The organism is Bradyrhizobium sp. UFLA05-153, from assembly GCF_054185185.1.
Genome location: NZ_JBBIAM010000072.1, coordinates 1 through 13814, shown reverse-complemented (window position 1 = coordinate 13814; position 13814 = coordinate 1). Strand labels below are relative to the sequence as shown.

21 protein-coding genes and 1 pseudogene are annotated in these 13814 nt (G+C 64.0%); 4 read left to right on the top strand and 18 right to left on the bottom strand.

Annotation, left to right across the window (positions count from 1 at the left end):
• Nucleotides 1-4: 4 nt before the first annotated feature.
• The 15 genes from Q2941_RS32580 to Q2941_RS32510 form a co-directional block, all read right to left on the bottom strand.
• Nucleotides 5-370 (bottom strand): P27 family phage terminase small subunit, encoded by a 366-nt coding sequence (locus Q2941_RS32580; RefSeq protein WP_458194983.1) that lies wholly within the window; start codon nt 368-370, stop codon nt 5-7.
• 125 nt (nt 371-495) lie between these two features.
• Nucleotides 496-747 (bottom strand): hypothetical protein, encoded by a 252-nt coding sequence (locus Q2941_RS32575; RefSeq protein WP_458194982.1) that lies wholly within the window; start codon nt 745-747, stop codon nt 496-498.
• A 13-nt stretch (nt 748-760) separates the two neighbouring features.
• Nucleotides 761-985: a hypothetical protein gene (locus Q2941_RS32570; RefSeq protein WP_458194981.1), complete on the bottom strand. Its 225-nt coding sequence runs from the start codon at nt 983-985 to the stop codon at nt 761-763.
• A complete protein-coding gene (locus Q2941_RS32565) occupies nt 982-1455 on the bottom strand; it encodes a hypothetical protein (RefSeq protein ID WP_458194980.1) in 474 nt (157 codons plus the stop codon). Before Q2941_RS32565 ends, Q2941_RS32570 begins: the two co-directional genes overlap by 4 nt.
• 4 nt (nt 1456-1459) lie before the next feature.
• Nucleotides 1460-2392 (bottom strand): phage major capsid family protein, encoded by a 933-nt coding sequence (locus Q2941_RS32560; RefSeq protein ID WP_458194979.1) that lies wholly within the window; start codon nt 2390-2392, stop codon nt 1460-1462.
• A 127-nt stretch (nt 2393-2519) separates the two neighbouring features.
• A complete protein-coding gene (locus tag Q2941_RS32555; RefSeq protein ID WP_458194978.1) occupies nt 2520-2777 on the bottom strand; it encodes a hypothetical protein in 258 nt (85 codons plus the stop codon).
• A 10-nt stretch (nt 2778-2787) separates the two neighbouring features.
• Nucleotides 2788-3132, bottom strand: a complete 345-nt coding sequence (locus Q2941_RS32550) for a hypothetical protein (RefSeq protein WP_458194977.1) — start codon at nt 3130-3132, stop codon at nt 2788-2790.
• Nucleotides 3133-3284: 152 nt separating this feature from the next.
• Nucleotides 3285-4703 carry a primase-helicase family protein gene (locus Q2941_RS32545; RefSeq protein ID WP_458194976.1) on the bottom strand — a complete coding sequence of 473 codons (1419 nt, stop codon included), beginning with the start codon at nt 4701-4703 and terminating at the stop codon, nt 3285-3287.
• Complete coding sequence (locus Q2941_RS32540; RefSeq protein WP_458194975.1) at nt 4700-5566, bottom strand: DUF7146 domain-containing protein; 867 nt, start codon at nt 5564-5566, stop codon at nt 4700-4702. Before Q2941_RS32540 ends, Q2941_RS32545 begins: the two co-directional genes overlap by 4 nt.
• 140 nt (nt 5567-5706) lie before the next feature.
• Nucleotides 5707-6240 carry a hypothetical protein gene (locus Q2941_RS32535; RefSeq protein WP_458194974.1) on the bottom strand — a complete coding sequence of 178 codons (534 nt, stop codon included), beginning with the start codon at nt 6238-6240 and terminating at the stop codon, nt 5707-5709.
• Between the two features lie 72 nt (nt 6241-6312).
• Nucleotides 6313-6510: a hypothetical protein gene (locus Q2941_RS32530; RefSeq protein WP_458194973.1), complete on the bottom strand. Its 198-nt coding sequence runs from the start codon at nt 6508-6510 to the stop codon at nt 6313-6315.
• Nucleotides 6511-6527: 17 nt separating this feature from the next.
• Complete coding sequence (locus Q2941_RS32525) at nt 6528-6827, bottom strand: hypothetical protein (RefSeq protein ID WP_458194972.1); 300 nt, start codon at nt 6825-6827, stop codon at nt 6528-6530.
• 71 nt (nt 6828-6898) lie between these two features.
• Nucleotides 6899-7222 (bottom strand): hypothetical protein, encoded by a 324-nt coding sequence (locus Q2941_RS32520; protein ID WP_458194971.1) that lies wholly within the window; start codon nt 7220-7222, stop codon nt 6899-6901.
• Between the two features lie 126 nt (nt 7223-7348).
• Nucleotides 7349-7624 (bottom strand): MerR family transcriptional regulator, encoded by a 276-nt coding sequence (locus Q2941_RS32515; protein ID WP_458194970.1) that lies wholly within the window; start codon nt 7622-7624, stop codon nt 7349-7351.
• 106 nt (nt 7625-7730) lie between these two features.
• Entirely contained in the window at nt 7731-8078 is a 348-nt protein-coding gene (locus tag Q2941_RS32510; RefSeq protein ID WP_458194969.1) for a hypothetical protein, read from the bottom strand.
• A gap of 227 nt (nt 8079-8305) precedes the next feature.
• Between Q2941_RS32510 and Q2941_RS32505 the strand changes: the two genes are divergently transcribed.
• From Q2941_RS32505 to Q2941_RS32490, 4 genes are all read left to right on the top strand, one after another.
• Nucleotides 8306-8728, top strand: a complete 423-nt coding sequence (locus Q2941_RS32505) for a PAS domain S-box protein (RefSeq protein ID WP_458194968.1) — start codon at nt 8306-8308, stop codon at nt 8726-8728.
• 105 nt (nt 8729-8833) lie between these two features.
• Nucleotides 8834-9886, top strand: coding sequence for a hypothetical protein (locus Q2941_RS32500; protein ID WP_458194967.1), 1053 nt, complete (start codon nt 8834-8836; stop codon nt 9884-9886).
• A gap of 208 nt (nt 9887-10094) precedes the next feature.
• Nucleotides 10095-11561: an MATE family efflux transporter gene (locus Q2941_RS32495; RefSeq protein WP_458194965.1), complete on the top strand. Its 1467-nt coding sequence runs from the start codon at nt 10095-10097 to the stop codon at nt 11559-11561.
• A gap of 143 nt (nt 11562-11704) precedes the next feature.
• The gene (locus tag Q2941_RS32490) at nt 11705-12397 is read left to right on the top strand and encodes a hypothetical protein (protein ID WP_458194963.1); all 693 of its coding nucleotides are present in this window, start codon (nt 11705-11707) and stop codon (nt 12395-12397) included.
• Nucleotides 12398-12493: 96 nt separating this feature from the next.
• Here Q2941_RS32490 and Q2941_RS32485 read toward each other — a convergent pair whose 3' ends face one another.
• The 3 genes and pseudogenes from Q2941_RS32485 to Q2941_RS32475 all read right to left on the bottom strand — a co-directional run.
• Nucleotides 12494-12961 (bottom strand): hypothetical protein, encoded by a 468-nt coding sequence (locus Q2941_RS32485; protein ID WP_458194962.1) that lies wholly within the window; start codon nt 12959-12961, stop codon nt 12494-12496.
• Between the two features lie 114 nt (nt 12962-13075).
• A complete protein-coding gene (locus Q2941_RS32480) occupies nt 13076-13468 on the bottom strand; it encodes an SRPBCC family protein (RefSeq protein ID WP_458194961.1) in 393 nt (130 codons plus the stop codon).
• A 220-nt stretch (nt 13469-13688) separates the two neighbouring features.
• Nucleotides 13689-13814 (bottom strand): annotated as a pseudogene (locus tag Q2941_RS32475) (VOC family protein); the annotation flags it as partial.

Sequence of the window (13814 nt, the reverse complement as noted above, 5' to 3'; positions counted from 1 at the left end):
ACCCTTAGTACCCTTGTCTCGGCGGCCGGCCGGGTTTGTCGCGCTTGGCCGCCTCGTCGAACAGGCCAAGTCGTGTGAGGAATTGCGCAACGCGTTTCTGCGCCGCGCCCTCGGCAGCGATCAACGGGTTGACCACCATCTGACCGGCCGCACCGGGGACCATCTGACCGGTTTGCACGATCTCAAGGCGGGCGGATTCGGCGCGATCAGCGGCCAGACAGGCGAGCTTCAAAACCTCAGCGTGCGCGTCCTCGATGACGTAGCGGGCCATGACCGTGCGCCATAGCGCGGAGCCGACGGAACCGAGTTCCGGTGGGGGTTCCGGGACGGCTTTGGCCGGAAAGGGCGCGATTTTCGAGGGTTTTTCCATGGTTCGGCGGTATTTTCGCCCCGGTTTTCGGATTTTGCAATTAATTCCGCTAACGTCGCAGCGTGCAGCCGCTCGGTTCCTCCCGTTCGGCAAATCCGCAGGACCGCCCCCCGGCCCCAGAACATTCACCAGATGGTCTGTCCGCTCAACCTCGCGAGATGGAGCAGCGCGGCCTCCGCCGTCTGCCTTGCCCGCACGCGATGCATCGGCTCCGACAGGGGGCCGTCTGGATACCGGACACAGTACAAGCGGCGCTCACCGGGCTTAGGCGCGGCACCGGGGATGATCTCGATCACCGTGCCCTTGGGCTCGGCGTCGCCGGCCATCCGAAGCCGGTTGCCTTCCCACTGAAGATTGTTCGCGCGATAGAGCATCATCACACGGAACTCCTCACCGTCCGGTGGTGTCGCGAGACGGTTTGCGCTCCTCGTCGAGCCGCTCCCGCAACCGGCTGCAGGCAAAGTAATGCTCCGCCACTTTGGCCGGCGTGCCGTGCGTGACCAGATCGGCATAGGCCGCGCTGGTTTCAGCGGCCAGCCGGCGCAGGCCGATCAGGTGCGACTCGATCTTGATGCTCTGCGCGATCCGGCGGACCTGTTCGTCGCGCGTCATCATTGCACAGCTCGCAGCGATGGCAGGTCGATCGTCCTGCCGGCGGTGACCAGCTTCAGCTCCAGCTCGGCGAGCCTCGTTTCGAGCTTGGCCTGTGCGAGCTTCAGCTCGGTGTTCTCGGCGCGCAGTTCGTCGATCCTGCGGCGATGATCAGCGATATGCTCGGCGGTTGCCTCGGCGATGGCGCGGCAATGCCGATCGGCGTCGCTTTTGACGTTGGCGATGCGCTGATCGACGTTGGCGACGATGCGCTGTTCGAGGCTGGCGACATCGGCACGGCCTTGCCCGGCGTGCCTCTGCCGCTCGCTGCGCGTCGCCTCGTCTTCGGCGACGTCGCGTCGATAGCGTTCATCCGCCATCTCGGCGCGGGATTTGCGGCGGACTGGTGGATCGCCGGCAGGCTCGGGCGCGGGCTCCGGCTGCTCGGCGATCGGCTCGGAAGCGTTCATCAATTCGTCGATGGTCCGCTGCATGATCTCACCACTTGGTCCCGGTGACGTAGCTGATTGCGCGGCTCTCGCGCACCGCCCAGCTCAGCGGCCAGCGCAATCGCAGGGAAACGAGATCAGCTTGGAAATCCGAGCGGCTCGGCGCGGCGCTGTTGATCGGGCCGGGAGCGGTGTCGTCCTGCGTTGTCGCCTCCTTCGACGTCATCACCTCCGGAGCATCGAGCCACGCCGCGACCGCATTGACGACGGCGCAGATCACGACACCGGGGTTGACGACCGACGACGGCAGCACCGGATACGGCAGCCGTTCGGCGCGCAAAAACAGCCGCAAGACCTGTGCCGGGGCCGCGACAAACAGGACGTTGCTGTTGCCGGCGTAGGGCGAGACGGCCTGCAGCAGCGCGCACAGATCGTCCGCCATGGCCTCGCTCGGCGTCGCGTTGACCGAGGCGGCGATCGGCGCGATGCCGCTCAGGATGCCGGCCGGCGCGGCGGCGGTGGATGCATTGGCCGAGAACATCACGCGATCGATGGCCGGCGCGGTGCTCTCGACCAGTGCCGCGCGAACGATTGTCTCGGCATTAGAGGCCTCCAGCATTTCCCGTGAGAGCTTCGCGATCTCGGCGAGCTTGAAGGGCACGAGCGACGGCCCGGCGCTGGTGAGCAGTTGAACGACGGGAGCCGGCTGAAGCTCGGCGACAAAACCGGCCTCGCCCGGCGCAATCGCCGGCAGCAGCGCCTTGGCGCGGTTGTCGAGCGAGACCTGCAGGCAGCGCCGCAAGAGATCGGCACCGGCCGAGAGCCCGACCAGATCGGCGAGAAAGTCCATGCCCGTGAGGCCCAGCGCTCCCGCCCATGCCGGCGGCGCCAGACTAGCCGGAGCCACGGCACCGCGCGTCACCGTGTGACGGTCGAAATGGGCCAGACCACGCTCGACGATGTCGCGGACGAAGCCCTGCATGCCGCGCTCCTGTAGGGCGCGCGGATCGGGTCGGAACGGGATTCCTTGGCGGACCATGGCTCGGACCTCGCTACGATCAAAACGAGGCCGATGATGCCACGATGCGGCGGCGAATGACCGTTATGCGTTACGGTTTATTTTCGTCGTCGGCGAGCAGCAACTCGATGGCGCAGGCAACCGCCTTGCGGTCGCGCAGCTCGTGCTCGTCGAGCCATTCGGTGCGGGCAAGTTTCCTGCGCATCGACTTGGTAGTCCTGACCAACACCGTCATGATGCCGTCCCGGCGATCCTGCCGATATTTGTGCTGACGATCGGCGTTGCGCCGCCGCTCGGCGTCGGCGTCACCGGGCGACGGGCGTGGCGGATGTGGCGGGCGGCGGAGCATCAGCCCCCCCTTAAGTGTTGCTCTGGGATTTGGAAAAACCCAGAGCAACACTTATCCTTCGCTCCAGCTCATCGTTTTCGCGGACAAGAGCTTCACGGACATCGCAACTGGACGCGAGCGGCCCAGCGAACACGATGACCGGCCTTATCAAACCCGGCGTCCAACTTTGAAACCCGGTACGCTCGGCGACGCGGTGAGCCGCACGCAGCACAGAGACGCGTTGCTTGCGCGCGAAACTGCAGCCGTGTCCGGGCCAGACCAGCCCGCATAGCTCCGGCACGGTCCAAATGCGCCGGGCGTCAGCACGAAAGGCCTGCTCGACGATGCGCTCGATGCGTCCCGGTCCACGGCTCATCGGTTCTCCCCTTCGCTCGGTTGCCGGGAAACCGTCCCGGCGCGGTGAAAATTTAATGGAGGTGGAAAATCACTGACTTCGGCTACTCACTGACGGGCATCGCTGGTTCCCCTAGTCAGTCAAAAGGTGAAATCAGTGGTTTTCCACCTCCATTAAATTTGGCCCTGATCCCCGCAGTTGCCGGTCAGCCGTTGCGCGGCGCTAAGCCGCTCACTGACCGACATTGACGCCTTGGCGTAGACGACCTGACGGGCACCCTTGATCTTCCAGAGGCCGTCCTTGGCGGCATCGTTGCGCACCGGAACGTACCCACATTGTTCAAAGCGATGGGGCAACTGACGGCGATGTCGTCGATCGTTGATCCAGTCCTTGAAGTCGCTTCGATCGACACCATCAACCGTGAGCACTTCCGCCTTCTTCTGCACCGTTGCGAGCGTCAGCGCGTTCGGATTGCCAAGCTGGTCAAGCACGTCGGCAAGTTCGGCGTTCTCGGGCGCGCGGTTGGCATCAACAACGTCCCAGAATGCTGGCGTCTTGGGTGGCGGGGCCTTGGCGTCGAATGTCGAGATGTCGAGCGCGGCCAGATAGGCGGCAACGTGGCCATAGCCACCGTCGTACTCGTACCAGCCCCACAGCTTGGGCCAGTAGTCTTCGGCGAACGTCTCCTTCTCCGCGTCCGACCACGCGACATAGTGGCGGCGATCATCGGCGGGCAGGAAGATACCATCGGCCTTGTGGTTGGTGGTGATGATGACGCCGCAGCAGTTCAGCACGCTATGTTCGCGCAAGTTCTTCTCGTCCACGCGCAGCACGTCCGGCGGAGACGCGCAATAGCTCTTCATGTGATCGTAGAACGCGAAGCGGTTCACGTCGCCGAGATCGCGCGCCTCGCTGATGCGCAGGATCACAGATTTCACGAAGCCGTTGAAACGTCCGAGCAGATGCATCGGCGTCACCTCGGTGAAATTCCACGGACCCACCGCATACTTGGCCGGCTCCAGCAACGTGTCCTTGCCGACGCCCTGCGCGCCGCCGAGCACCAGCGCGTGGTTGATCTTCTCCTGCGGTCGCTGCACACGGTGCGCCAGCCACGCGATGATGTGCGCGGCCTGTTCCTCGCCGAAGACCTTGCGCACATGGTCCAGCCAGACACTGGCCTTGGCGGCATTGCCTCGTATGATCTGGGGCGGCCGGTACAGATTGAAGCAACTGACGCCACGACGCTCAATCCAGCCGCCGGCCGAGACAAGACGATCAGGGATGATCATCTCCAGACCCGGTGCCCACGTCATCTGCTCCACGGGCTTGTTCTGGTCCAGCCATGTCGAGGCATTGATCTTGATTGGCTCGCCCTCGTCGTCGGTGCCGACCTGTATCGGCGGGATGCGGGCATTGACGCTCGATCCCGGCCATGGCTCCCGCGAAGGCGCGTAGATGTAATTGTGCGCCGGCATGAAGGCATGGAAATCGTCGAGGCTGACGGGCTTGCGGTGCGCCGCGTCGAGCCGCTCGCGGACGGCTTCAGCGCCTTCGGCCTGCAGTGTCTCGTTGATGTCGGGCTTCTTCTTCATAGTCCCTCCAGCACGATCTCGATGTGACGGTCACGAAGTGCGGCAGCGAGGGTGCTCGCGTGATGCCGGCCGGCCTTGTCGTCATCGACAATGACCGTGACGCACTCGACGTAGGTCGGAATGGCGGCGGCGAGCGCCGGCAACCGCGATGCCGATCCGGCGGCCCATGCACCGAGACCGGTGGCCTGATGCACGCTCAGGGCCTCCTCGATGCCCTCGGTGATGGCGAGGCCGAGCAGGTCGTTCGGAGGGGCAAGCACGATCGGCAAGCTCGCGGAGCCGACGATGATCTTCGACTTCTCAACTTCGGCCTTGCCGGAGCCGTCCGGCTTCAACAGCGTGAGGTGCACGGCCTCGACGTTGCGCGGCTGGCCAAGCACTCCCGGCTCGATCTCGTCGGCCAGTGCGAAGGCCGCGATCATCGCCGGCCGGTGTTCGGCCTTGCGTGGCGGCAGGAACCCCAACGTCGGCGGCAGCGGACAGGTGATGCCGCGCGCCTCCCGCAGATACATCTCGGCAATGGTGCCGGCGATGGGCTGGCGATTCGACCAGAGCCACGACGCCTTGCGACGCTGCTCGCGCAATTCGGCGGCTTCGCGGGCCTTGCGGGCGCGCCGCGCTTTCTCGCGCTTGGCGTCATCGACAGGCGATCGTTGACCCTCGCCATGCCAGAGCCCGCGCGACCGGAGCACCGCGATGATGTCGGCCGGATCGCAGCCGCTGAGGCACCGGACCTGCGGCGCGGTGTGGCCCTCGAAAATAATCAAGCTCGGGTTACGGTCCTCGTGGACGATGCAGCGGCAAACCCATTGCCGGCCGGATCGACGGGCACCCAGAGCTTCGGCGAGTTGTTCGGCGGTCATGTCCGGCTCCTTCCACCTTGACGTGGAGCCGGCCGGGACTACGTTTCGGGCTGTGTACTGACGCCCGACCCTGACCCGGTCGGCCCCTTGCTTGGAGCCCTCGGCCGCGCCCCCTTCGGCCGAGGGCTTCGTCGTTTTTTTCAGGAGACCTCGGCCTCGGCGATGCCGAGCGCAGCCTTCACCTCGGGCGCGTAGTCGAAGTACTCAAGCAGGCTTTCGCGCCACGCCGGTTCTGGCTCGGGCAGCTCGGAACAGTCGGGTCCGCCCCACTCATCCTCTCGCTCGCCGTAGTAGACACCGTAGGCGTGGTAGCTCTCGGGGATTTGGTGGAAGATCAGTGCGACGTTTGCGCTCCACCACGCCTCCTCCAGTTGGTCCTTGCGCCGCTCGTAGGGACCGAACGGATCGGCGGATAGTGGCCGACAGAAGAGGTCCGGGACATGGAAGCTCTCGACGAGCCATTTGTCGCCGTGATCGAAGGTGAACCCTTCCTCGATCCAGATTGCATCGATGCCGGACGCGGAGGTGTGGAGACAAGCCTCCCACCATTTGTCGTGGAGCGTCGATTTGTAGAACCCATGCACCCACGGCGCTGGATGGGTCGCCATGATGGCCTTGAGTTCGTCGTCGGTCTTCGGGTCCTTGCTGAGGATCAGAGCTTTTTTGATTTGCATTTGTCGTCTCCTTTCTCGGGTTTTAGTCGAGTGCCCTCGGCCAAGATGACCAAGGCCGAGGGTATTCTCTCGTCAGATCACAGGCTGTTCTGGTTCTGCCAACAGCTCAGAGAGCTGCATCTTCACCGCCAGCAGCTTCGTCTCGATGCGGGCGGCGTCCCGTCGTCGTGGATTGCCGATCGCGCTGGCGATAACGGCAACCTCGTTGATGGCGGTCTGCAGTTCTTTTAGACAGGCCTGCAGTTGCCTTCGCTCGCCGTTCCGGGTCATTTGAGTTGCTTCCTTTCTCATACTCGATCGCAACCTGCTCTCATGAAGCCACAGCCATTGTGCTCATCGTGGACGTTGCCCCGAACGGAGTTCTTGACCTTCAGATTTGGTCTCTTCCAACCATCGGGCCTCAGGACGTTGCCGTTCGTCAGGTCCACGAAGCAAAAAACAGAACGGCCGCTATCGTTGAAGCCGGGTTTGTGGATGCGCGCGTAGCGCTGTCCGATTTCGTATCCCAATTCGAGATTGGTCTTCTCTCGCGCCGTCGCCACGAAGAGCCTCAGGTCGGTGTCGCTGACGTTGATGTGCTTATTCATGCTGTTTCCTTCCGTGATCGTTCTCCTGATGTGAAAAAGGGCGCCGCCCTCACGAGCGACGCCCGTGTGATCTACTCAGCCGCTTGCGCGAGCGGTGCGGTCAAGCGATCGAGCCCGGCCCAGATCGCGTCCACGCCGAATTTGGCGATGAGGCGATCGACCTGTTCGTCGGTCGGCGGCTTGCGGGAGCCACGACGCGCGCGGTTCATCGACGCGACGCTGACGCCGAACGCCTGCGCGATCATTTGCTTGCTGAGCTTGAGGAAGACGTTGCCCTCGTCGGCTTCGAGAGCAAACCGGACCCGGTGCTGTTTCGACATCTTGCAGCGGCTCATGCCGCGAGTGTCGATGATCACCGGGGTTGAGAACGTCGGGCCGTTGGTGTACTGGAGCATAGCTGAAATCCTTTCTGCTCCTTCCGGCCCGGCTCCTCGTCTCACCGAGGGCCGGGCCTTCTGCTGTCACCTGTTGTGACCGCCGCGCGGGGCCGGTGACCCGCACACCTTCGCGGCGGGTCTCTGTCAGGCGACTGCGGCCTCGGCTGTCTCGCGCTCACGATCGCGACGCCACTGCTCGGCAGCCTCGAAGGAAATGAGACGGCGCTTCCCGATCAGCATGCATTGCGGGGCCTTGTTCGCCCTCAACATTGCGTAAAACAGGTCGCGGTGGATGTTGTTGAGGTCGCAGAACTGATCGACGCTCATGGCGAGCGGCGGCATGTCGATCTTGCGGAGACGCTTCTGCGTCTTCTTGGCGCGCGGCTTCCGCGCAGGCACAGGGGGTTGCTTGCGGGCCACGGTGGTCCACCTCTCTTCGCGTTGAGCATCTGTTATTGTCGGCGTGTGGTTATGAAGCGCCGCGAGAGGCGGATCGGCAAGCGTCGAAAAAGTAGATGAAAGTAAGTTACTTTTTGCGCCGGAGGCCGCGCCGATCGAGCACGGGGATGACGACCTCGTCCTCGACGGTCTGCCAGCTTCTCTCGGGGAGCTTCAAGAATTCCACCGTGATGCGCTTGGCTGCCGCCTGTTGCGAACGCCAGCGGCGCAGGTCCTCGTCGAGCCTGTGCTCGTAGTAGGCCCGCGCCTCATCGATCTGTGTTGGTGAAAGAAGCCGCGCTGCTTCGCGTCTCGCCGGCTGGCTCCGCATCCGGGCTGACGTTTCGATCAGCTCCTGCATCTCCTGCATCTTGCGTTGATGTTCGCGGTGCAGCTCTTGGGCGTCGTACCATTTCGGCGTCGATGGCCTGTGCATCCTCATGCGCTCCTGACCGGAAGCGCCCCTCAACCCCTCTCAGCCCGCCCGCAAATGGGCGCTGACGTTATGGCGCTTGTTTGTCGGCAGGCGTCGGCAAACGTCGGTTGGTCTCGACTACTGTCGGCCGGTGCTTTAGGACCTCCCTAGGACTTATTGCGAAAAGTCCAATGATTTCAATGGGCCGCTGCGCTCCATCCGGGCTACATTCCGTCCGAGGTGACGACATGACAGATCAATCCGACCTCGACACAAGAATTCTCGAAGACGCCGCGGATGCGCTGATCTATTCGGATCGGGTGGGCACGATCGTCCGATGGAATCGCGCCTCGAGCGCGCTGTTCGGTTTCTCCGCGCAGGAGGCGCTCGGCCAGAACCTCGACCTGATCGTTCCCGAGCATTTGCGCGCCGCGCATTGGAAGGGCTTTGAGACTGCGACGTCGAGCGGCGCGCTGAAGCTCGCCGGCCGCCCTACGCTGACCCGCGCGCTGCACAAGAGCGGGCGCAAGCTCTACATCGAGATGACGTTTGCGCTTGTCAGAGACGCTGGCGGCGCCGTGCAGGGGGCGGTGGCAATGGCGCGCGATGTGACCGAAAGGGTCGAACGCGAGCGCGCGGCCAAGGCTGCGTCGCCGCCGCCAACTTCGTGATCCGGAATTGGGCTAGGAAGCGTGCAGGGCGCCCTGCACGAGCGTCAGCTTGCTCGTCACTGGGGGCAGTGACACACTCGATCAAAACAACGATCGGGAGCGAACATGGCCGCTGCAGCAGACTCCGCGCAGGAAGCCCGGTGGCAACGCTGGCGCGCCATCGCCGATCTCTACCACGCCTATTTCACCGGCCTCATCCTCACCGTGGTGACGCGACGCGGCACGGCGGATGCTGCCGAATTCGTCTTCCGCGTGTTTCGCCACCAGCAGCAGGAGCGTTTCCTTCCCGGGCTCGACAAGCTCGGGCTGCGTCATTTGCCGCCGGCGGTGGCGGCTGCGCAATATCACTATCTCTCCAACTGGATCGGCGGCGTGCATGTCGAATACATGTATGAGAGCGATGCTAAGGCCTGGATCCGCTATCCGCCGCCACGCTGGATCTGGAAGGGCCCCGCGATCTGCGGCATTCCCGGCGAGGTGTCGCGCGCGATGCTGCGCGGCTGGCACGCCAACAACGGCGCGGCGCTCGGTGATCTCAGGCTCGGCTTCGTCTGCACCAAGCAGAGCGTCGACGGCCAGGACGGGCTCGAAGGTTACTACTACGAATATGATCATCCGCTCGAGGTCGACCAGCGCCTGGTATTCGCGCGCCATCTCGAAGCACCGCTGTTCGATGCGGACAGCGCGCCGGCACTGCCGGTCGCGAGCTGGCCAAAGCCGCGGCTGGAAAAGGCCTATCGCAACTACGCGATGGAATATGTCCGCACGGCCGCGCCCGTGATGGTGCAGTTGTTCGGTCCCGAGGGTGCCGGATATCTCCTGCGCCTCACAGGCAAACTGATCGGCATGCAGAGTTTTGACGAGGTCGCGGCGGCGCTGGGGAAGAGCCGCGGCGGCGCGAAGGAGTTTGCATCCTTCCTGAACGCCCTGCTCGCGGCACAGGACGATGCGACCGATCTTGCGGAGTCCGAAGGCGGCTTCGAGATCAGTCAGCAAAGCTGGAAGCTGATGGATGATGTCGCCGATTATCATCCGGCTATCGTGAAGGTACTGGAAGGCCTGTTCGAGGGGCTTGCGGCCGGCTGCGGGCGTCATATCGGCGTCAGGCTGCAAGCGGGTGCAGGCGGCAAGCCGCCGCTGCTCTGGAGCATCGGTTAGCGAAGCACCTTCCATGCGCCGAAATGCGCTCCCGCAGGGCACGCTTGCGCCTGACGCAGGTGGAATCGGTCATCGCCGTGCTAACACTGGCCATTCATCAAGTTCGTTCATGGGTTGAATCGGTCAATTGACGGTGAACGTGATCATACTCACAGACGCTGCGATCCAATCGTCGTAGCACCTTCTTAGAGAGTCATTTGGAGAGGAAATGTCCGACGTCGGCGTCGCCGAGATTCCGGTCGATGAGGAGGAGCGTCCCAAGCCGCCGCAGTCGCGGCCGGTGCGATCTGCTGCGCCGCGGAGCGCGCTGGTCGACGGGCCGATCCTGCGCACGCTGCTCGGGCTTGCCTGGCCGAACGTGATCGGGCTCTCCGCCGGCACCTGCGTGGTGATCGCGGAGACCTCCTATATCGGCCGCCTGGGCGTCGAATCCCTCGCCGCGATGGCGCTGGTGTTTCCCTGCGTGATCCTGATGATGACGATGTCCGGCGGCGCCATGGGCGGTGCCGTGGCTTCCGCGATTGCGCGTGCGCTGGGTGCGGGCGACCGCGAGCGCGCCGGCACGCTTGCCGCGCACGCGCTCCTGATCGGCATTGCCTTCGGCCTCGTCTTCATGCTGGGCATGCTGATCTTCGGGCCGCGTCTGCTCGAGCTGCTCGGCGGCCGCGGCAATGTGCTGGCGCAGGCGGTCGCCTATACGCAGGTGTTCTTCGGCGGCGCGGTGCTGCCCTGGCTGCTCAATACTTTGGCTGGCGTGCTGCGCGGCACCGGCAACATGAAGCTGCCCTCGCTGTTGATGCTCAATTCGGCGGTGTGCCAGATCATCCTGGGCGGCACGCTGGGCCTCGGGCTCGGCCCCGTCCCGCAATTCGGCATGCGCGGCGTCGCCGCCGGCGCGCTGATCGCCTACACGATCAACATCGGCGTGATGGGCTGGTATTTGTTTTCCGGCCGCGCGCGCGTCGTGCCCAAGCTGGCCGGCCTGAAGATCCAGTGGGCGATGTTCTTCGACATCCTGAAAGTGGGCGCCATCGCCTGCTTCTCGCCGCTGCAATCAGTGCTGACGATCTCGATCTTCACCCATATGCTGGCCAAGTTCGGCACCGCGATCCTCGCCGGCTACGGCGTCGGCGCGCGGCTCGAGTTTCTGCTGATCTCGATCGCGTTCTCGTTCGGCATCGCCTCGGTGCCGATGGTCGGCATGGCGATCGGCGCCGGCAAGATCGCACGCGCACGCCGCATTGCCTGGACGGCCGGCGTGGCAGCATTCTTCGCGGTGGGCACGCCGGCGAGCCTGATTGCGATCTTCCCCGATCTCTGGGTCAATATCTTCACCGACAGCGCGACCGTGCGCGCGACGAGTCATCAATATCTCTCCACCGTCGCGCCGTTCTACGCCTTCATGGGCCTCGCCACGGCAATGTATTTTTCATCTCAGGGCGCGGCCAAGGTGCTGGGCCCGGTGCTGGCGCAGACCGCGCGGCTCGTCTTCATCGCGACGATCGGCTGGTGGCTGTCGACGCATGAAGCGACCGCGCAAAGCTACTTCTGGCTCGCCGCAAGCTCGATGGTCTTGCTTGGAACGCTGTCCTGTTCCAGCGTCGTGCTGACGCGCTGGGGACCGCGCGAGACGAAGCCCGCGATCAGGCCGGTTCTTTCGGCCGCCGCGGACTAGGGCGCTTGCCGCATTTTGTTTCCAAATGTTTCTATCCATCGCCAAGCAATATCGAGTAACTGGAGCTGCTCTCTGCCGAAGGCCCCGCGCAAGCTCTTGAGGACAACGTCGCCTCGAGTCCAGCTAAAGCACGGAAAGCCACCATGACCTCGATTTCGGCGCTCTCCTCCCGCCACCACCACACATCGCCGTTGCAGCGACTACAAGATGAGCTGCAAGCGGAAGTGAGTTCGGGCGCGATCAATTCGTCCGATCAGTCGGCGCTGTCGTCCGCCCTCAACGACATTGATACCGCCTTGCAATCGAGCAGCGCGAGCGATCAATCAAGCGGTAGCAGACCATCGACCGACGCTTTCAAGTCAAAGATCGATGATCTTATCCAGCAGGAAGTTTCGGCCGGCAAGCTGACCGACCAGCAGGGCACCGAGCTGCAAGGTATCTTCAAGGCCGCGTTCTCCCATGGGCCGGGTGGAGCAGGTGGACCGCCGCCACCCGACGGGCCTCCTCCCGCCAACGGCACGGATGGTTCGTCGAGCGGCAATTCCGTGGTGGACCTGCTTCAACAATTCCTTCAGTCGCTGACGAGCTCGCTCACGGATTCGAGCTCTTCCAGCACGACGGGATCAAGCGACACGGCGAATGCAAGCGGATCTTCTTCGGCCGACGGCACGAACAGCTCGTCAAGCGGCAATTCGGCGACGGACCTGCTTCAACAATTTCTTCAGTCGTTGAAAAGCTCGCTCGCGGATTCGACTTACAGCGCGACGCGATCAGGCGACCCGACGAATGCAAACGACCCGTCGCTTTCCGGCGTCCTCATCAACGACCGGATCTGACATCGGCGAAGCATCATCCGACCGGCTCGGTGCAATCATCCTTCGGGTCCCTGAAGGGTGGTTGTCCTGTTGCTACGGTTGCCACGCCGACGCGATCTAGTGATGCCTGTGGCGGCGATGGCCGCTACCGCCGACATTCGCAAGCCGCATCAGTTGCGGGATCATCGCCATCATGTCGCCGCCGCCTGCGCCGCCGAGCATGCCCATGATGTCGCCGCCGCCCATGCCCACGGCGCCCATTGGCGCGTAGCCGCCATAGCCGCCGCCGAGACTGCCACCGGCAAGACCGCCGCCTCCGCCCGTCATGCCGCCGAAACCGCCGCCGTTCTCCATCATGCGGCTCATCATCGGGCCCATGGTCTGCATCAGCATGGCGAAGCGTCGCTTGCCCATCTTCGCCTTCATCATCTCCAGCATCGGCGCCATCTGCGTCATCATGTCCTGACCGCCGGCGCCCCCGCCGCCACCGAGACCTGCGAACTGCGCGCGGGCCGGCGTGCTCGTGATGGAAAACAGCAGCAGCACGGCGGCTACCAGGCAGATCAACTTGTCAGCACCTCTCATTGCTCGCTCCCTGCATGCGTGGCGCCGCCGGGAGAGCGGAGCCAAACGGACGCATGGCGCCATGATTAGAGCCGGCGCGGGGAGGGCTCTGTGAAAGTCGTCACAGAGGAACCGCTAACCCGGGAACGCCCTGTGCATGGCATGCACCGCTTCCCTGGTCTGACCCTGCACGTAAGGTGCGAGCTCGTTCGGCAGCATGTCGATGGTCCAGACCAGCCGGCACGTCGCCTCGCCGTCGGCGATCACCTGAACCGAGGCGCTGTAATGCTTCAGCCGCTCGTTGTTGATCGCATAGACCAGCCGCTGCCGCGCGTCGTCGGCGTCGACCAGCACCTCGCGCGCGACCGAGCCGTTGGAGAAGGTGACGATGCGCGCATCGCCCTCGAGCGTGCACGCCGTGACGAAGCCCGGCACGAGACGCTCGTGCAGGGCACCGAAATCGCGCACTGCGTCCCACACTTTGTGTGCGGGAGCGTTGAGAGGAACGTCGTTGTGGATGGAGGCCATGGATGTGTCCTTTTGATTGGGAAAGACGAGCCATAAGGCCGTCATTGCGATGACGAGCCTTGGGCACGCGCATGCCGTACTCTCAGATGTCATCGCCCGACTTGATCGGGCGATCCGGTATTCCAGAGACGGGCGTGATTGAATCGAGAAGTCGCGGCGTACTGGATGCCCCGGTCAAGCCGGGGCATGACAGAGTGTGTGTGGTGCTGTGGTCACCACCTCACGTACACACCGCTTCCACATTGTTGCCGTCGGGGTCGATCAAAAACGCCGCGTAGTAGGTCGGGCTGTAGTCCTTGCGCGGACCCGCGCCACCATTGTCGCGTCCGCCGGACTTCAGGCCTTC

Bases quoted from the DNA above. Each gene is read 5' to 3' on its own strand.
- Q2941_RS32490 (WP_458194963.1), top strand. From the start codon at position 11,705: ATGACCTCGATTTCGGCGCTCTCCTCCCGCCACCACCACACATCGCCG.
- Q2941_RS32535 (WP_458194974.1), bottom strand. From the start codon at position 6,240: ATGCAAATCAAAAAAGCTCTGATCCTCAGCAAGGACCCGAAGACCGAC.
- Q2941_RS32495 (WP_458194965.1), top strand. From the start codon at position 10,095: ATGTCCGACGTCGGCGTCGCCGAGATTCCGGTCGATGAGGAGGAGCGT.
- Q2941_RS32560 (WP_458194979.1), bottom strand. From the start codon at position 2,392: ATGCAGGGCTTCGTCCGCGACATCGTCGAGCGTGGTCTGGCCCATTTC.
- Q2941_RS32555 (WP_458194978.1), bottom strand. From the start codon at position 2,777: ATGCTCCGCCGCCCGCCACATCCGCCACGCCCGTCGCCCGGTGACGCC.
- Q2941_RS32575 (WP_458194982.1), bottom strand. From the start codon at position 747: ATGATGCTCTATCGCGCGAACAATCTTCAGTGGGAAGGCAACCGGCTT.
- Q2941_RS32580 (WP_458194983.1), bottom strand. From the start codon at position 370: ATGGAAAAACCCTCGAAAATCGCGCCCTTTCCGGCCAAAGCCGTCCCG.
- Q2941_RS32565 (WP_458194980.1), bottom strand. From the start codon at position 1,455: ATGCAGCGGACCATCGACGAATTGATGAACGCTTCCGAGCCGATCGCC.
- Q2941_RS32485 (WP_458194962.1), bottom strand. From the start codon at position 12,961: ATGAGAGGTGCTGACAAGTTGATCTGCCTGGTAGCCGCCGTGCTGCTG.
- Q2941_RS32505 (WP_458194968.1), top strand. From the start codon at position 8,306: ATGACAGATCAATCCGACCTCGACACAAGAATTCTCGAAGACGCCGCG.
- Q2941_RS32500 (WP_458194967.1), top strand. From the start codon at position 8,834: ATGGCCGCTGCAGCAGACTCCGCGCAGGAAGCCCGGTGGCAACGCTGG.
- Q2941_RS32570 (WP_458194981.1), bottom strand. From the start codon at position 985: ATGATGACGCGCGACGAACAGGTCCGCCGGATCGCGCAGAGCATCAAG.
- Q2941_RS32480 (WP_458194961.1), bottom strand. From the start codon at position 13,468: ATGGCCTCCATCCACAACGACGTTCCTCTCAACGCTCCCGCACACAAA.
- Q2941_RS32520 (WP_458194971.1), bottom strand. From the start codon at position 7,222: ATGCTCCAGTACACCAACGGCCCGACGTTCTCAACCCCGGTGATCATC.
- Q2941_RS32530 (WP_458194973.1), bottom strand. From the start codon at position 6,510: ATGACCCGGAACGGCGAGCGAAGGCAACTGCAGGCCTGTCTAAAAGAA.
- Q2941_RS32550 (WP_458194977.1), bottom strand. From the start codon at position 3,132: ATGAGCCGTGGACCGGGACGCATCGAGCGCATCGTCGAGCAGGCCTTT.
- Q2941_RS32540 (WP_458194975.1), bottom strand. From the start codon at position 5,566: ATGACCGCCGAACAACTCGCCGAAGCTCTGGGTGCCCGTCGATCCGGC.
- Q2941_RS32510 (WP_458194969.1), bottom strand. From the start codon at position 8,078: ATGCACAGGCCATCGACGCCGAAATGGTACGACGCCCAAGAGCTGCAC.
- Q2941_RS32545 (WP_458194976.1), bottom strand. From the start codon at position 4,703: ATGAAGAAGAAGCCCGACATCAACGAGACACTGCAGGCCGAAGGCGCT.
- Q2941_RS32525 (WP_458194972.1), bottom strand. From the start codon at position 6,827: ATGAATAAGCACATCAACGTCAGCGACACCGACCTGAGGCTCTTCGTG.